Source organism: Sphingomonas sp. CFBP 13733 (assembly GCF_014841795.1).
Classification (GTDB): Bacteria; Pseudomonadota; Alphaproteobacteria; order Sphingomonadales; family Sphingomonadaceae; genus Sphingomonas; species Sphingomonas aerolata.
On sequence record NZ_JACYUP010000004.1, the window covers coordinates 230156 to 246199 of the forward strand.

Genomic DNA, 16044 nt, shown 5'->3' on the forward strand with positions numbered 1-16044 from the left:
CATAGGAAGGTCCGAGGGTCTGGATCCCCGCCTGCGCGGGGATGACGGTTTTCTGGGTGGGCGGAATGGCTTGCAAAACGAAACGGGCGGGAAAGCCCTAGCTTTCCCGCCCGCCAGATCGTCCGAAGACGAAGGAGATTAGTCCTTCTTCTGCGGCGTGATCTTGTCGTCGTCGTTGTTGTCGTCGTTCGGCTCGACCACGGGCTCTTCGTCCGAAGCAGCCTCAGCAGCCTGCGCCTCGGCGACTTCAGCCTCGAGCTCTTCGTCCTCGACGGTCGGGACGGTCGGCGGCACGATCGTGGCGATCGCGAAGTCGCGGTCGTCGATCGCGGGCGTCGCGCCCTTGGGCAGCGTCACGTCGCTGATGTGAATCGAATCACCGATTTCCATGCCGGCTAGCGAAATCGAGATCTCGCTCGGGATGTCCGATGCGTCGACGACCAGCTCGACCTCATGGCGCGTGATGTTGAGGACGCCCTTGCCCTTCTTGATGCCCGGTGCGTCGTCCTCGTCGGTGAACACGATCGGCACCGCGACGGTGACGGTCGAATGCTCGCCGATGCGCAGGAAGTCGACATGGATTGGGCGATCCGTGACCGGGTGGAACGCAACGTCCTTCGGCAGCGTGCGCACGCCGTTGACCATCACGACCGAATTCATGAAGTGGCCGGTCATCAGCGCCTTCATCAGCGCCTTTTCCTCGAGGTGAACCGAGGTGGGTTCCTTGTTCAGGCCGTAGATCACGGCAGGCACGCGGCCATCACGACGCAGCGCCCGGGAGGCTCCCTTGCCAACCCGGTCACGCGTCTCGGCTGCGAGCGTCAACTGGTCGCTCATCGATATTCTCCGAAACTCGTTTGTTGTTCTTCCCGCCCACGCCTCCAGGGATGACCATGGACCGGAAGCGCGGGCGCATAGCGGAAGAAGAGCGCAAACGCAATATTCTCCCTCTCCCCCGCGGGGGAGAGGGAGGGGCCCGCACGCACTTGCGTGTGGGAGGGTGAGGGCACGGTCTGCCACAGACGCGTGCCCTCACCCTTCCGTCGCCTACGGCTCCTCCCTCCCTCTCCCCCGAGGGGAGAGGGTAAGTCGCTCAATACGTAACTCGCTCTGCCTTCATGCCTAGCTTCGCCAGTTGCGCCTGAACGCTGTCCTGCCCCGCCAGATGGCCGGCGCCGACCGCGACGAACACCGTCCCCGGCGACTTCATGCGATTCGCGACCCACTCCGCCCAGCGCGCATTGCGATCCACCAGCAGCACCTTCGCCACCTCGGGCGAATCCTTGAGGCTTTCATTCATTTCGCGTGCGAGCGCCTCGGGATCGCCCTTCGCCCATTCGTCGACCATCGTCGCCATCGTCGTCTCGAGCTTGGGCAGTTCGTCGATCGTGCTGCCGAGGAACTGCAGCTGCGCCTGTTGCGACAGCCCGCCGAAATAGCCCAGCTGCTGCTCCGCGGTCTCCAGGCCCGTCACCGGCTTGCCCGCCGCCTTGGCCGCGGCAGTGATCACCTGCTCGGGCCCGTTCGCCGCATCATAGCCAAGCTTCGACAGTGGCGCGATCGACAGGTTGGTCGCCGCGAGCCACGGGCGGAACCGGTCGAACGCGTTCGCCGGCAGCCCGAGATCGGTCACCGCCTTGGCATAGGCGGCGCGCTTGTCCGCCGGGATCTGCTCGGTCAACGTCGGCCCGTCCTTCGTCACGCCGGTCGCCATGACCAGGGTCTGCATCTTGGCGGGATCGGGCATCACCAGCTCGAGCACGACCTGCTGCGAGCGGTCGAACGCGGTCTTCACCGCCTCGTCGAACCACGTCATGCCGGGTTTGAGCACGTGGATCGTCCCGAACAGGTAGATCGTCGTGTCCTTGTCCTTCACCACCCACAAGGCGGGATCGGCATCGTTCGCCGTCTGCGCGGGCTTGGGTGCGACCTGCGCGCAGGCGGGGAGGGCGAACGCCATCGCGATCGCGGACAGTGCCGAACGGAACGAGACGATCTTCGAAAACAGCTTCAAGGCCAGGGCATCCTCATCGTTGGTCGGCCCCATGTAGGATGCGCGATCGCAACGCACCACTTGCCTCGCGCACCCCCATCCGCCAAAGCCCGCGCGTGACCCAGCCCCCGAAAAAGCCTCTTAGCTTCCAGCGCATGATCCTCACGCTCCATGACTATTGGAGCGATCACGGGTGCCTGATCCTGCAGCCCTATGACATGGAAATGGGCGCGGGCACGTTCCACACCGCCACGACGCTGCGCGCGCTCGGGCCGAAACCGTGGAATGCCGCGTTCGTCCAGCCCTGTCGCCGTCCCACGGATGGCCGCTATGGCGAAAATCCGAACCGGCTCCAGCATTATTACCAGTATCAGGTGATCCTGAAGCCGAGCCCTGCGAACCTCCAGGAGCTGTATCTGGGCTCGCTCGCTGCGATCGGCATCGACATGCTGAAGCACGACATCCGCTTCGTCGAGGACGACTGGGAAAGCCCGACGCTCGGCGCGTGGGGGCTCGGCTGGGAGGTCTGGTGCGACGGCATGGAGGTGACCCAGTTCACCTATTTCCAGCAGATGGGCGGCTTCGACATGAAGCCCGTCGCGGGCGAGCTGACCTACGGGCTCGAGCGGCTCGCGATGTATATCCAGGACAAGGACAGCGTCTACGACCTCGCGTTCAACGACGCCGGGGTGACCTATGGCGAGGTGTTCCTGGAAAACGAGCAGGAGATGTCGAAGTGGAACTTCGAGGTCGCCGACACGGACTCGCTGTTCGACCAGTTCCGCAAGCACGTCGCCGAATGCGAGAACAGCTTGAGCCACAAGCTGCCGATCCCGGCCTATGAGCAGGCGATCAAGGCCAGCCACATCTTCAACCTGCTGCAGGCGCGCGGGGTGATCTCGGTCGCCGAACGCCAGGCCTATATGGGCCGCGTCCGCGACTTGGCGAAAGGCGCCTGCGCCGCCTGGATGGACAAACACGGATGGGCGGCGTGATACGCGTGGTAGAAGATGGGTTCACGCGGAGACGCGGAGCCGCGGAGAAGAGGGTCGGCGACGTGTCGCGCTTCTGCGGTCTAGCGCCCACGATCCAGCATGGTGAGAGACGCCTACGGCGTCGAACAGCCGCGCGCAGCGCCCCAAACCTTTCTTCTCCCCTTCTGCTCCGCGTCTCCGCGTCTCCGCGTGAACAAAATTCTCCCTTCTTCGCGTGCGAATCCAAATGACCGATTTTCTCCTAGAACTCCGCTCCGAAGAAGTTCCCGCACGGATGCAGGCGAAGGCGCGGGATGATCTCGCCAGGCTGTTCAGCGCCGAGCTCGCCAAGGCCGGCATCGCCACCAGCGCCATCGTCACCTACGCGACGCCACGCCGCCTGGCGCTGATCGCGCGCGATCTGCCGATCGAGACTGCTGCGGTGTCTGAAGAGGTGAAGGGCCCCAAGACGTCGGCCCCCCCGCAGGCGTTCGAAGGGTTCCTGCGCAAGACCGGTCTCACGCGCGAGCAACTGGTCGATCGCGGCGGCACGTTCTTCGCGGTCACCGAAAAGCCCGGCCGCGCCACCGCGGACGTGCTTGCCGAGACGATCCCCGCGATCGTCCGCGCGTTTCCCTGGCCCAAGTCGATGCGCTGGGGCGATGCGTCCGCCAGCACCGAATCGCTGCGATGGGTCCGCCCGCTGCAGGGCATCGTCGCGCTGCTCGGCGAAGAGATCGTGCCGTTCGAGATCGCCGGCATCGCAAGCGGCGCCGCCACGCTCGGCCATCGCTTCCACCATCCGTACCAGATCACGATCGGCGGCGCACACGACTATGTCGAGAAGCTGCGCGCCTGCCACGTCATCGTCGACCAGGACGAGCGCGCGACGCTGATCCGCGATCACGCGCGCGAGGCTGCGATGCAGGCCGGGCTCGAACTGATCGAGGACGAGGGCCTCGTCGCCGAGAATGCCGGGCTCACCGAATGGCCGATCCCGCTGCTCGGCCGGTTCGATCCGGCGTTTCTCGACGTGCCGCCCGAGGTGATCCAGCTTACCGCGCGCGTGAACCAGAAATATTTCGTGTGCCGCAGCGCCGACGGGACGCTGGCGAACGCGTTCGTCTGTACCGCTAACATCGCCGCGCACGACGGCGGCGCGAAGATAGTCGAGGGCAACCGCAAGGTCCTCGCCGCTCGTCTGTCGGATGCGAAATTCTTCTACGACACCGACCTGAAGGTGCCGCTCGAAGAGCAGGCGGGGAAGCTCGAGAAGATCGTCTTCCACGAAAAGCTCGGTACGGTGGCGGACAAGGTCGACCGCGTCGCCAAGCTCGCACGCTGGTTGGTCGAAGAGGGTATCGTCGGGGGTACGAGTTCGTCCTCCGCTACCTCTTTGTTCCCCGGCGAAGGCCGGGGCCCAGTTGGGAACGGCGCCTTGGCTGAGGCCGGCGCGCCGTCACAACAGGCTTCCCACCTGGACCCCGGCCTCCGCCGGGGAACAGAAGAAACGCCCGAGGCCCGGGCGGAACTCGCCACCCTCGCCGAACGCGCCGCGCGTCTCGCCAAGGCGGATCTCGTAACCGGCATGGTCGGCGAGTTCCCCGAATTGCAGGGCCTGATGGGCGGCTACTACGCCGCAGCCCAAGGCGAGCACCCCGCCGTCGCCGCCGCGATCCGCGATCATTACAAGCCGGTCGGGCAGGGCGATGACGTCCCGACTGACCCGGTGACGGTCGCGGTCAGCCTGGCGGACAAGCTGGATACGCTATTCTCGTTCTTTGCCGTCGAGCTGTTTCCAACTGGCTCGAAGGACCCGTTCGCTTTGCGAAGGGCAGCTCTGGGTGTCTTGCGGACGATTCAAACGGCCAATCTCAAGTTCAAGATCGACGCGGCAGCTCGCGCTTGGTCTGGGGAAGAGAATGCTGCGCTCGGTATAGTACTCTCCGACTTTCTGCATGATCGTCTCGGCGTTCAGCTGCGTGAAGCCGGCATCCGCTATGACTATGTCCAAGCTTCCACCGGTTGGGGCACTGGAAGCGACGACCGCATTGATCGGGTCGAAGCGCGGGCCAAAGCGCTCGCGAATTTTATATCGACCGAGGATGGGAAGAACCTGCTCGCCGGCTACAAGCGCGCGGCCAATATTCTGAAGAAGGAAGCCCCCTCTACTCCCCCTCTCCGCGCAGGGGAGAGGGAGCAGTATGCGCCCGAACCCGCAGAGACCGCGCTCCAGTCTGCGCTAGACGCCGCCGAACCCCGCGCAACTGCAGCAATCGCGGCCGAAGATTTCGCCGCGGCGATGGCCGCGCTCGCGTCGCTGCGGGCGCCGATCGATGCATTCTTTGATAGCGTTATCGTCAACGATGCCGATCCCGCCAAGCGCTCCGCCCGTCTCGCGCTACTTGAGCGTATTCGCGCCGCAGTGCACAACGTCGCGGACTTTTCGAAGATCGAGGGCTGACCCGCCCCGCTTGCAAAGACAATCTCTGCCGCCTTGCGCGCAACAACACCTAGAGGACCTGCGATGACCCAATATGTGTACCGTTTCGGCGGCGGTGTTTCGGACGGCGGCAAGGGCGACAAGAACCTGCTCGGTGGCAAAGGCGCGAACCTCGCCGAGATGGCGTCGATCGGCCTGCCGGTGCCGCCGGGCTTCACGATCTCGACCGATTTCTGCGCGGTCTATTATGACGAGGGCGGCCAGTTCCCGCAGGGCCTGCGCGACGAGGTCGCCACCGGCCTCGCGCATATCGAGGGCGTGACCGGCAAGATGTTCGGCGACGCCGCCGACCCGCTGCTCGTTTCGGTCCGCTCGGGTGCCCGCGCCTCGATGCCGGGAATGATGGACACCGTCCTCAACCTCGGGCTCAACGACGAGACGGTCGAGGGCCTTGCCGCCAAGTCCGAGGACGCGCGCTTCGCCTGGGACAGCTATCGCCGCTTCATCCAGATGTACGCCGACGTCGTCCTCGAGCTCGATCACGGCGCGTTCGAGGAAGCGCTCGAGATCGCCAAGGAAGATCAGGGCTTCACGCTCGACACCGAGCTGAGCGCGGACGACCTGCGCGCGCTGGTGACCGAATATAAGGGCCTCGTCGAAAAGCTCTGGGGCAAGCCCTTCCCGCAGGACGTCCACGACCAGCTCTGGGGCGCGGTCGGCGCGGTGTTCGGTTCGTGGCAGTCGGAGCGGGCGAAGGTCTATCGCCGGCTCAACGACATTCCCGCCAGCTGGGGCACCGCGGTCAACATCCAGGCGATGGTGTTCGGCAACATGGGCGACACGTCGGCGACCGGCGTCGCGTTCACGCGCGATCCGTCGAAGGGCGACCGCGCCTATTACGGCGAGTTCCTGATCAATGCGCAGGGCGAGGACGTCGTCGCGGGCATCCGCACCCCGCAATATCTGACCAAGGTCGCGCGCGAGGACGCCGGCGCCAAGGCCGCCTCGATGGAAGAGGCGATGCCCGAGGTGTACGGCCAGCTCGCGGGCGTGTTCGACACGCTCGAAAACCATTACCGCGACATGCAGGACATCGAGTTCACGGTCGAGAAGACCAAGCTCTGGATGCTCCAGACGCGCGCGGGCAAGCGCACCGCCAAGGCCGCGCTCAAGATCGCGGTCGACATGGCGAATGAGGGCCTGATCACGCGCGAGGAAGCGATCCTGCGCGTCGAGCCGATGGCGCTCGACCAGCTCCTTCACCCGACGCTCGATCCCAATGCCAAGCGCGACGTGCTGACCAAAGGGCTTCCCGCCTCGCCGGGCGCGGCCTCGGGCGCGGTGGTGTTCGATGCGGATGCGGCGGAGAAGAAGGCCGCCGACGGCGTCGCGGTGATCCTCGTCCGGACCGAAACCTCGCCCGACGACATTCATGGGATGCACGCCGCGCGCGGCATCCTGACCGCACGCGGCGGGATGACCAGCCATGCGGCGGTCGTCGCACGCGGCATGGGGCGCCCGTGCGTCTCGGGCGCGGGGACGCTGTCGATCGACACCAAGGCGAAGATCATGCGCTGCGGCGGCCGCGAGGTGAAGGAGGGCGACCTGCTCACGATCGACGGCAGCACCGGCGAGGTGATGATCGGCGCGGTCGCGACCGTGCAGCCCGAGCTGTCGGGTGATTTCGGCACGCTGATGACCTGGGCGGACGAGGTTCGTCGCCTCAAGGTCCGCGCCAATGCCGAGACGCCCGAGGATTGCCGGGTCGCGCGCGAGTTCGGCGCGGAAGGCGTCGGGCTGTGCCGCACCGAGCACATGTTCTTCGAGAGCAGCCGCATCACCAACGTCCGCCAGATGATCTTGGCGAGCGACGAGAAGGGCCGCCGCGCCGCGCTCGAGAAGCTGCTGCCCGAACAGCGCAAGGACTTCACCGAGATCCTCGAGGTGATGGCCGGGCTGCCGGTGACGATCCGCCTGCTCGATCCGCCGCTCCACGAATTCCTGCCGCACGAGGAGTCCGAGTTCGCCGAGGTCGCGACCGCGGCGGGGATCGACGTCGACACGCTGAAGCGTCGCGCGGCCGAGCTGCACGAGTTCAACCCGATGCTCGGCCATCGCGGCTGTCGTCTCGGCGTGACCTATCCCGAAATCTACGAGATGCAGGCGCGTGCGATCTTTGAGGCGGCGGTCGACGTCGCGGAGAAGTCTGGCGCGGCCCCGATCCCCGAGGTCATGATCCCGCTGGTGGCGACCCGCCGCGAGCTGGAGCTGATGAAGGCGGTCGTCGACAAGGCGGCGCAGGCGGTGTTCGCCGACAAGGGCCGGACGATCGAATATCTGGTCGGCACGATGATCGAGCTGCCCCGCGCCGCACTGCGGGCAGGGGAGATCGCGGAAGTCGGCGAGTTCTTCTCGTTCGGCACCAACGACCTGACGCAGACGACTCTGGGCGTCAGCCGGGACGACGCGGCGCGGTTCCTCGGCGCCTATGTCGAACAGGGCATCTATGCGAAGGACCCGTTCGTCAGCATCGACGTCGAGGGTGTCGGCGAACTGATCGAGATCGCCGCAGAGCGTGGCCGCAAGACGCGCTCGGGCATCAAGCTCGGCATCTGCGGCGAGCATGGCGGTGATCCGGCGAGCATCGCGTTCTGCGAGAAGGTCGGGCTCGATTACGTGTCGGCGAGCCCGTACCGCGTGCCGATTGCGCGGCTCGCGGCGGCGCAGGCTGCGCTCAACAAGCAGTAACGTCCAACTCACCCGATAAACGCCACCCCGGCGAAGGCCGGGGCCCAGGTGGAATGTCGAGAGTAACTAGGGACCGTCCACAGTTACCAAACATCCCCAACTGGGCCCCGGCTTCCGCCGGGGTAGTGCAAAAGAGTGTTTCCCCGCGAAGGCGGGGATCCAGACTGGGCTCCCGCCTTCGCGGGAAAACGAGGAGTGGGGGAACAACGCCCCCCCGAACGCTCACCGACGCTGGTTGAAGTCGAACCAGCCGCGCTTTGACCCGTCGCTCGCATAGGCCGGTCGGCCCGTCGCATAGCCGTCCGAATAGGCCACATCCCGATCACGCGAGACAGGCGCCGCCGTCGTCCGTGCAACGGGCGCTGCCACGGGGGCCGCCACCGGCGCTGCCGCTGCCGCCTTCACCAGCCGCGCATTCTCATGCTCGGCCTCGACCGCACGCTGTTCGGCGGCACTCGCGCGCAGGTCGGTCTCCTTACGGGTCGCGCCATGCGCATCGCGCTCGGCAAGATAGCGCGCCTTCCACTTCTTGCCGCCGGGATGGCTGGCGAGGCCCAGCAGCCAGCCCGCGATCAGGACCAGCCCCAGTGCGGCGAACTGCGTCGGTGTGGAAAACAACGGCATCGTGAAAACCCTCCTGTTACGGGGGCTCAACGAACCGCTGCGGCTGGGGTTGCCTCAGCTCTTGAGCAACGCATCCGAGATCGAACAGGCCGCCGGCCCGAGGATGACGACGAACAGCACGGGCAGGATGAACAGGATCAGCGGCACGGTCATGATCGCCGGCAGCCGCGCGGCCTTTTCCTCGGCGCGCATCATCCGTTCGTTGCGAAACTCGTTCGACAGCACGCGGAGTGCCGAGGCGAGAGGGGTGCCGTATTTCTCGGTCTGGACCATCGTCGTGACGACGCCCTTCACCGCGTCGAGCTTCACACGGCCGGCGAGATTCTCGAACGCGCTGCGCCGGTCGGTCAGGAAGCCCAGTTCGATCGCGGTCAGCGTGAATTCCTCGCCCAGTTCGGGATAGGCGCGGCCGAGTTCGCGCGCCACGCGGTGGAACGCCGCATCGATCGTCAGCCCCGCCTCCGCGCAGATCACCAGCAGGTCGAGCGCGTCGGGCAAGCCCTTGCGGATCGCATCGGTGCGCTTGGTGATCTTGTTGTCGAGATACAGGTCGGGGGCCTTGTAGCTGAGGATGAAGCTGACCGCGACGAGACCGTATTTCTTGAGCGGGCTCCACGTCGCGAAGCCGTCCGTGCCATAGACCCAGATGACCATCGCGCCGCCGATCACGATCGGCAGGACGAGCCGGCCGAAGATCACCGCGGGCGCCCATTCCTTCGAGCGGATCCCCGCCTGCGCCAGCTTGACCTGGACCGCCTTGACCTGGCTGTCCTGCAGGACCTTCATCGACGACAGCCAGCCGCGCATACGGTCGGCGGCATCGTGGCGCTGCACGAGCTTGGCACGGCGCTTGGTCGAGGCGGTGATGCCCGCTTTCAACTGTTCACGACGATCGTTGAGCGCCTTGACCCGCTTGGCCATCGGATCGCTGACCGTGGTGGCGGCATAGATCGCCACCATCACCGCGAAGGCGGCGATTCCCGACAGGATCGTCGCGACCCAAAGGACGTCGAATCCGAGCAGCATAGGTCCGGCGGTCTCACCCATCATCCTGCTCCTAAATCTCGAAGCTGATCATCTTGGACATGATGAACGACCCGATCGCCATCCAGCACAGCCCGCCCATGCCGATCACCATCAGCCGTTCGTCGATGAAGAACTTCTGCATGTACGTACCGTTGATGAACCAGATCAGCCCGAACACGATGAACGGCAGCGCGCCGATAATATAGGCCGACGCCTTGGATTCGGACGACATCGCCTTGATCTTCAGCTTCATCTGCGCGCGCATCCGCAATACGTGGGCGAGATTGGCGAGCGTCTCGGCCAGATTGCCGCCGGTCTCGCGCTGGATCGCGATGGTGATGACGAAGAACTGGAATTCGGGCGTGCCGAGCCGGTCCGCGGTTTCCTGGAGCGCGACGTCCATCGTCCGGCCAATCTTCATCTTGTCGCTGACCGATCGGAATTCCTCGCCGACCGGACCATCGACCTCGGCGCCGACGACGCCGATCGTCTCGCTGATCGGCAGACCGGAGCGCAAGCCGCGTACCAGCAACTCGATCGCGTCGGGAAACTTCTGCGTAAACTTGGCCACCCGGCGCTTGAGGACCTTGCCGACCACCAGATGCGGGATGCCGATGCCGACGAACAGGCCGACGAACAGCGCGAGGAAGATCGGCATGCCACGCACCAGCATCAGGAACGCGACGACCAGCGTCAGCCCCGCGGTCGCCATGCCATATTGTCCGACGGTCCAGTCCTTGCCGGTCATCGCCAGCCGCTTGGCAAGCTCGGCACGGTTGGGCAGGAACCGCCCGACCGCCAGATCCATCCGCGTGTCGCCCGCCATCGCGATCCGCCGCATCTGCGCCTCGGGCATGGCAACGCCATCGCCGTGGCGCAGACGCAGCGACGCGACCCGGCGTGTCTGGGCGCGCCCGGTGGAGGGACCGGCAAAGGCGAACACCAGCAGGCCGAGCACGGTGCAGCCGCCCAGCGCGACCATGATGACGGGAAGCATGTCCATCGCCGCCTAGGCCCTCTGCGCCCGATCGGCGCGCATCCGCGACCCGCGCGGCGTCACGACTTGGTCGCCCGCTTGGCCATCAGCCCCTTCAGGTCGCTGAACTTGCCGAGCAGCGAGACGCCGCCCGACCGGCGAGGCGTCTTGGCGCTCGCCGCCTCCGTACCGGTGGCATCGACCGCGACCATCAGTTCGGTGACGAGCGCGACGATCGGCGCGATCGTCTTCGACGTCTTGCCGGCCTCGACGATCGGCTTGCCGAGCTTGGCGGCCTGTGCCGCGAGCTTCTGGTCGAACACCACGACATGATCGATCCGCCGCTCGATCGAGCCCTCGAAATCCTTGCGACTGATCTCGAGCTGGCCGCCGGCATGCATCCGGTTGGCGAGCACGAGCACCCGGGTCTTCGGCGCGTTGGACTTCATCCACGACAGCAGGCGGATCGTGTCGCGCGCCGCCGCCAGCGTCAGGTCGGTGACGAGCACCGCGAGGTGGACCTCGCTGATCAGATGCGGATGCTGGACCAGCATACCGCGCGGCAGGTCGACGATGGTGCAGTCGAACGCCGCGCACATCTCCTCCTGCAGCTGGTAGAAGGCGGCGCCGTCAGTCATTAGCGGCGCGTTGATCGGCGCCTCCGCGCTCAGCACCGACAGCTTCTCCGACGCCTTGACCATCGCGCGCTCGATGAACAGCCCGTCGATCCGGCTCGGATTCTCGATCGCATCGGTCAGCCCGCGGCCCGGCTCGAGATCGAGCGACAGCGCGCCGGTGCCGAAATGCACGTCGAGATCGAGCAGCGCGGTCGCGCGCTGTTCCTTCTCCGCGATCAGCCAGGCGACCGACGTCGCGATCGTCGATGCGCCGACGCCGCCGCGCGTGCCGATGATCGCGATCGAGCATTGCGGACGCGCCGGGGCGTGTTCGACATGCTTGGGCGCGCTGAGCATCGCCTGCGCATGGCCGAACGCCTCGCGCAGCATGTCGGGATGCAGCGGCTTGAGCAGATAATCCTGGATCCCGCTGGCGACGAGATCGCGGTAGAGCCGGACATCGTTCACCTGGCCTGCCGCGATCACCACCGTGCCGGGCTCGCACACTTCGGCGAGCGCGTTGATGTCGTTGAGCGGATCGCCCGATTCAGCGAGGTCGACGAACAGGATCTGCGGGCTGGCGGACACCGACAGCGACTGGATCGCGTTGCGCAGGCCACCCTTGCTGACCTTGTCGACCGACCAGCCGAGTTCGGCCGCGATCGGGCGCAGTGCCTCGGCGGTCGCCTCGTCGCAGACATAGGCGGCGAAGGGTTCGCGGTGCGCGATGCCTGCGGGCTTCCAGGGTGCGTTCATCACTTGCCCCCTGCGGTTTCGGACCGCAGCGCGTTGTTTGCGCCGGTCGGCACCGCGCGGCGATACACATCGATCGCCTTGAACGAGGAGGCCGGGTCATAGGTCTCGGCGTCGCCGGAGCCGCGGACCAGATCCTCGGGCCGCGCGACCATCGCCGCGAGGTTGCGGTTCATCGCGCACCCATAGTTGGACGAGGTATGGCTGGCGATGTCGATGCTCGCGTCGCGCGACCAGTCGGGGCAGCCGGGGACATCGGCGCGCATCCGCGTGACGACGATCCGGATCGCGCCGGGGCTGACCGGCGCCTGCGTGACCGGGGTGTCGGGGGACAGCAACAGGCCATAGCCCGCGACGACGTCGGCGATCTCGGCGCGCGCCATCGGTGCTTCGCCTGCAGGATCGTCGATCGCGACGCGGTCGCCATAGCCGACCCGCATCGTTGTCATCCATCCCGCCAGCCGCCGCGCCTCGCCCTGCGCCAGCGTGCCGCCGGCGGTGCCGAGGTCGAGCGCATAGTTGGCGCGGCTCACGACCGGCTGGTGGACCGATTCGAGACCACGATTCTCGGTTCCCATGCAGCCGTCGAGCAGCAGCGCGGATCCGAGCGATAGCAGCAGGATCGGGTGTTTCGTCATCGTGCGGAGTCCTTGAAACATGGCGCGGCGCGGAATCAGTTGGAGAAGCCGGGCATCGGTGCGGCGCCCTTGCTCGTCTTCGGCTTGGTGCCCGTCTGGATGGCCGGCTGCTGCGGGTCGCGGATTGGGATGGGGCCGACCGGGGCGGCAGCGCCGATCGCGGGGTTCGCATAGCCCATCGGCGCGACGCTCGGCACCGGCCGGCGCCCGCCGGTCGTTCCGCCGCCGAGATCGCCGAGCAGGACCCGACCGGCATCGGTCGGTGCCTTGTAGCCATCGGTGGGCAGCGCGATGTCGGCCGGATTGTTGACCGGCTTGACCAGATAGGGGGTGATGATCACCACCAGCTCGGTCTCGTTGCGCTGGAAGCTGTTCGACCGGAACAGCGCACCGATGATCGGCAGGCTCGCGAGCCCCGGCGTCTTGTCGTAGGTGTTGTTGTGGTTGTTCGACAGCAGCCCGCTGATCATCATGCTCTGGCCCGAGCCGAGCTCGACCGTCGTCTCGGTCCGCCGCGTCGTCAGCCCCGGCACCCGCGTGCCGTTCAGCGTGACCGCGTTGGAATAATCGAGCTGCGACACTTCGGGGCGGACGCGCAACGAGATGCGACCGTCCGAGAGCACGGTCGGGGTGTAGGCGAGGCTGACGCCATATTGCTTATACTCGACCGACACCGTGCCCAGCGCCTGCGCGATCGGGATCGGCACTTCGCCGCCCGCGAGGAACGTCCCGGTCTCGCCCGACAGCGCGGTGAGGTTCGGGTTGGCGAGCGTGGAGACCTGTCCTGTCGTCTCACCGACATCGAGCGCACCGAGAAGATCCAGACCAAGAAGTTTGCCGGCAAACCCCAAGGTGCTGCCGCTGGTGGCTTTCTCCAGCAGGCTGCCATTGGAAGGAGCTATGTTGAAGCCCACCCCCAGCGGGCCTCCTGGGTTGAACGTCCCGGCTCGGCCCTGCGCCACGCCGAACTGAAATCCGCCCGTCCGATCAACTGACGCAATATTGACGCCGATCGTCTTGACGAAGTTGCGCGAAACCTCGGCGACGCGGACCTGCAGGTTGACCTGGAGTGGCGTCGCGGTCTTGAGCCGCGACAGGACCTTGGTCGCATCGCCGACGAACGCCTGGACCAACCGTTCGGCCTCCGCTGCATCCTCGGGCGCGGCGACCGTGCCGGTGAGCAGGACCAGCCCGTTCATCGGCGTCGCGACGACCTGCGCATCGGGCATCGCCAGCCCGAGCATCTGCTGGACCGAATCGAGATTGTTGCCGACCCTCACCGTCGAGCTGTAGACGATCGCGCCGCCCTTGGCCGTCGCCGATATCGTCGTCTCGCCGGTCTTCTTGCCGAAGATGTAGAGCTGGGTCGGCGAGCGGACCTGGACGTCGGCGATCGTGTCGTCGGCGACGAAGAGGTCGCTCATCGGCCGCGACAGCGTCACCAGCCGGCCACGCCCGGTATTGACCTGAACCAGCCCGGCGGGAGCGGCCGAGACCTGCGCCTGCGCGATGGCCGGCGCGGAGGGCGCGGTGCCTGCCGCGGCGAGCACCGCGGCGAACGACCAGCCGAGCGACGCCCGCATCCCTGTCATGCTCGTACGCATCTTACTTCCCCCCCACCGGAACGATGGTCATGCTGTTGCCGCGGGCGACCCGGACGACCGGGCCCGACGCGATCGCGCCCGAAGGGGCTCCCGCCGGCGCGCCGCCGGGTACGCCAGCCGGCATCATCATCTGTGCCGAGCCGCCCGGACCGCCGGATGCGACCGCCTTGCCCGGCACGGTGCTGCGCTGGTAGCGCGACACGTCCGCGCCGGTGACGTAGCTGCTCGCGCCCGACGAGGGCTGGCTCGCGAGACGCAGCAGCATCGCGCGCTCCGCCTTGGGATCCGACCCCGCGGGCACGCTCACGCTGCCCGACGCGATCGCGTCCTCGAGTTCGCCCGCATTGTCCGCGATCGACCGCAGCGACAGCGACAGCGTGCCCACCGTCTGCGCGACCGCGATCTCCTCGGCCATCTTGGGCGTCGTCTCGACCGTGACCGTCGAGAAGGTGCTGACGACGGTCTTGCCGTCGTCGCCGACCTTGTTGTCGGTACGCTGGTCGGTCGCGAGCACGCGCACGTTGCGCATGATCGTCTCCGACACCTTCAGCGGATCGCCGTCGCCGCCGCCCGCCACCGCCTGGGTCAGCACCAGATCGATCCGATCGCCCGGAAACACGAAGCCCGCGACCGATGCCTGTTCCGAGACGGGGACCGTCACCGCGCGCATGCCGGGCCCGAGCGCCGCCGCGAGGAAGCCGCGGTCGCCGGGCTTGACCAGCGCGCCCTGCGTCACCGGCTGACCCGCGGTGATCATGTTGCGCACCACGGTGCCCTGCAGCGCCTTCAGGTCGGTCTTGTCCTTCAGGTAATAGGCGTTGTCGACCAGCTCCTTGGGCCAAGGCTGGAACTTCAATGCGGTCGCATCGAGGATCGTGCCGACCGGTAGCGCCCGAGTCGCGACCAGCACTTCCGGGCCGTCGATCACGACGGGCTGCATCGCCACCGCGGTCGCCTGCGGGGCTGCGCTGCCCGCGATCAGCGTGCGGGCGAAGAAGGCCGTGACCGCCGCCACGATCAACGCACCGACCAGCAATATGAGCTTGCGACTATCCATGACTCATCGTGCCTTTCGGGCGCCGTGTGATTGATCGAACATTAAGTATCTACCGCAGGGAGTTAAGGAGTGGTTCGTGGACCGCGACCAGCCCTGCAAAAGCGATCGCGATGCCGTAGGGCACCTCGATCGCGGCGTTTTTGACGCCCGAATCGGCGCGCCGCATGGCTAGCTTCCTTGCGATCAGCATCCCCGCGGTCAGCACGCCGCCCGCGATCGACATCACCATCAGCATCGCCATGAACGCGCCGAACGGCAGCCACAGCGACAGCGCGACGATCAGCTTGACGTCGCCGCCGCCCATCAGCCCGAAATGAAACGCGATGCAGAACAGCGCGAAGACCGCAGCCGCGATGCCGATCTGGATCGCCATGTCGGGCCAGGGCGACAGGCCGTTGGCCCACCACCATAATGGCGCGAGCAGCACGATCGCGGCGGTCTTCGCATTGGCGATCTCCCGCGTCCGCGCGTCCTCGATCGCAGCGAGGACAAGCAGCCCGGCGAGCAGAAAAAGTAGAATTGGAAGAGTAAACGTCGACCCCATGCACTACATTTAGCGGGTATGGCTTTCGAAAAAGTAACTGTGTCGCC

The 16044-nt window shown here is 66.5% G+C and carries 13 protein-coding genes; 3 read left to right on the forward strand and 10 right to left on the reverse strand.

Translation table 11 applies throughout. The annotated features are described in order from the left end of the window. Positions 1–138: 138 nt before the first annotated feature. Positions 139–837 carry a 50S ribosomal protein L25/general stress protein Ctc gene (locus IFT71_RS13655; RefSeq protein WP_192141538.1) on the reverse strand — a complete coding sequence of 233 codons (699 nt, stop codon included), beginning with the start codon at positions 835–837 and terminating at the stop codon, positions 139–141. Positions 838–1093: 256 nt separating this feature from the next. After that, on the reverse strand, positions 1094–1960 hold the full coding sequence (locus tag IFT71_RS13660) for a TraB/GumN family protein (protein WP_192142050.1): 867 nt from the start codon (positions 1958–1960) through the stop codon (positions 1094–1096). A gap of 188 nt (positions 1961–2148) precedes the next feature. Between IFT71_RS13660 and IFT71_RS13665 the strand changes: the two genes are divergently transcribed. The 3 genes from IFT71_RS13665 to ppdK all read left to right on the forward strand — a co-directional run bounded on the left by IFT71_RS13665 (position 2149) and on the right by ppdK (position 8158). Continuing rightward, positions 2149–2988, forward strand: a complete 840-nt coding sequence (locus tag IFT71_RS13665; protein ID WP_166746730.1) for a glycine--tRNA ligase subunit alpha — start codon at positions 2149–2151, stop codon at positions 2986–2988. A 226-nt stretch (positions 2989–3214) separates the two neighbouring features. Beyond that, positions 3215–5431, forward strand: a complete 2217-nt coding sequence (glyS, locus tag IFT71_RS13670) for a glycine--tRNA ligase subunit beta (RefSeq protein WP_192141540.1) — start codon at positions 3215–3217, stop codon at positions 5429–5431. A gap of 63 nt (positions 5432–5494) precedes the next feature. Further along, positions 5495–8158 carry a pyruvate, phosphate dikinase gene (gene ppdK / locus IFT71_RS13675; RefSeq protein WP_056406073.1) on the forward strand — a complete coding sequence of 888 codons (2664 nt, stop codon included), beginning with the start codon at positions 5495–5497 and terminating at the stop codon, positions 8156–8158. A gap of 222 nt (positions 8159–8380) precedes the next feature. Here ppdK and IFT71_RS13680 read toward each other — a convergent pair whose 3' ends face one another. The 8 genes from IFT71_RS13680 to IFT71_RS13715 are packed head-to-tail and all read right to left on the reverse strand — an operon-like array spanning position 8381 to position 15997. Then, a complete protein-coding gene (locus tag IFT71_RS13680) occupies positions 8381–8782 on the reverse strand; it encodes a hypothetical protein (protein ID WP_107930050.1) in 402 nt (133 codons plus the stop codon). A 54-nt stretch (positions 8783–8836) separates the two neighbouring features. Then, the gene (locus IFT71_RS13685; protein WP_192070668.1) at positions 8837–9832 is read right to left on the reverse strand and encodes a type II secretion system F family protein; all 996 of its coding nucleotides are present in this window, start codon (positions 9830–9832) and stop codon (positions 8837–8839) included. A gap of 7 nt (positions 9833–9839) precedes the next feature. Continuing rightward, entirely contained in the window at positions 9840–10811 is a 972-nt protein-coding gene (locus IFT71_RS13690; RefSeq protein ID WP_031441588.1) for a type II secretion system F family protein, read from the reverse strand. Positions 10812–10864: 53 nt separating this feature from the next. Next, the gene (locus IFT71_RS13695; protein ID WP_031441589.1) at positions 10865–12157 is read right to left on the reverse strand and encodes an AAA family ATPase; all 1293 of its coding nucleotides are present in this window, start codon (positions 12155–12157) and stop codon (positions 10865–10867) included. Then, the gene (locus tag IFT71_RS13700; RefSeq protein ID WP_192141542.1) at positions 12157–12792 is read right to left on the reverse strand and encodes a CpaD family pilus assembly protein; all 636 of its coding nucleotides are present in this window, start codon (positions 12790–12792) and stop codon (positions 12157–12159) included. The genes IFT71_RS13695 and IFT71_RS13700 overlap by 1 nt, the downstream gene beginning before the upstream one ends. 35 nt (positions 12793–12827) lie before the next feature. Beyond that, on the reverse strand, positions 12828–14384 hold the full coding sequence (locus IFT71_RS13705; protein ID WP_192141544.1) for a type II and III secretion system protein family protein: 1557 nt from the start codon (positions 14382–14384) through the stop codon (positions 12828–12830). Positions 14385–14397: 13 nt separating this feature from the next. Continuing rightward, entirely contained in the window at positions 14398–15453 is a 1056-nt protein-coding gene (gene cpaB / locus IFT71_RS13710; protein WP_192141546.1) for a Flp pilus assembly protein CpaB, read from the reverse strand. Between the two features lie 49 nt (positions 15454–15502). Then, positions 15503–15997 carry an A24 family peptidase gene (locus tag IFT71_RS13715; protein WP_192141548.1) on the reverse strand — a complete coding sequence of 165 codons (495 nt, stop codon included), beginning with the start codon at positions 15995–15997 and terminating at the stop codon, positions 15503–15505. Between the last annotated feature and the right edge of the window lie 47 nt (positions 15998–16044).

Coding starts and splice junctions, on each gene's coding strand:
- IFT71_RS13655 (WP_192141538.1), bottom strand. CDS start 837: ATGAGCGACCAGTTGACGCTCGCAGCCGAGACGCGTGACCGGGTTGGC.
- IFT71_RS13660 (WP_192142050.1), bottom strand. CDS start 1,960: ATGGCGTTCGCCCTCCCCGCCTGCGCGCAGGTCGCACCCAAGCCCGCG.
- IFT71_RS13665 (WP_166746730.1), top strand. CDS start 2,149: ATGATCCTCACGCTCCATGACTATTGGAGCGATCACGGGTGCCTGATC.
- glyS (WP_192141540.1), top strand. CDS start 3,215: ATGACCGATTTTCTCCTAGAACTCCGCTCCGAAGAAGTTCCCGCACGG.
- ppdK (WP_056406073.1), top strand. CDS start 5,495: ATGACCCAATATGTGTACCGTTTCGGCGGCGGTGTTTCGGACGGCGGC.
- IFT71_RS13680 (WP_107930050.1), bottom strand. CDS start 8,782: ATGCCGTTGTTTTCCACACCGACGCAGTTCGCCGCACTGGGGCTGGTC.
- IFT71_RS13685 (WP_192070668.1), bottom strand. CDS start 9,832: ATGATGGGTGAGACCGCCGGACCTATGCTGCTCGGATTCGACGTCCTT.
- IFT71_RS13690 (WP_031441588.1), bottom strand. CDS start 10,811: ATGGACATGCTTCCCGTCATCATGGTCGCGCTGGGCGGCTGCACCGTG.
- IFT71_RS13695 (WP_031441589.1), bottom strand. CDS start 12,157: ATGAACGCACCCTGGAAGCCCGCAGGCATCGCGCACCGCGAACCCTTC.
- IFT71_RS13700 (WP_192141542.1), bottom strand. CDS start 12,792: ATGACGAAACACCCGATCCTGCTGCTATCGCTCGGATCCGCGCTGCTG.
- IFT71_RS13705 (WP_192141544.1), bottom strand. CDS start 14,384: ATGACAGGGATGCGGGCGTCGCTCGGCTGGTCGTTCGCCGCGGTGCTC.
- cpaB (WP_192141546.1), bottom strand. CDS start 15,453: ATGGATAGTCGCAAGCTCATATTGCTGGTCGGTGCGTTGATCGTGGCG.
- IFT71_RS13715 (WP_192141548.1), bottom strand. CDS start 15,997: ATGGGGTCGACGTTTACTCTTCCAATTCTACTTTTTCTGCTCGCCGGG.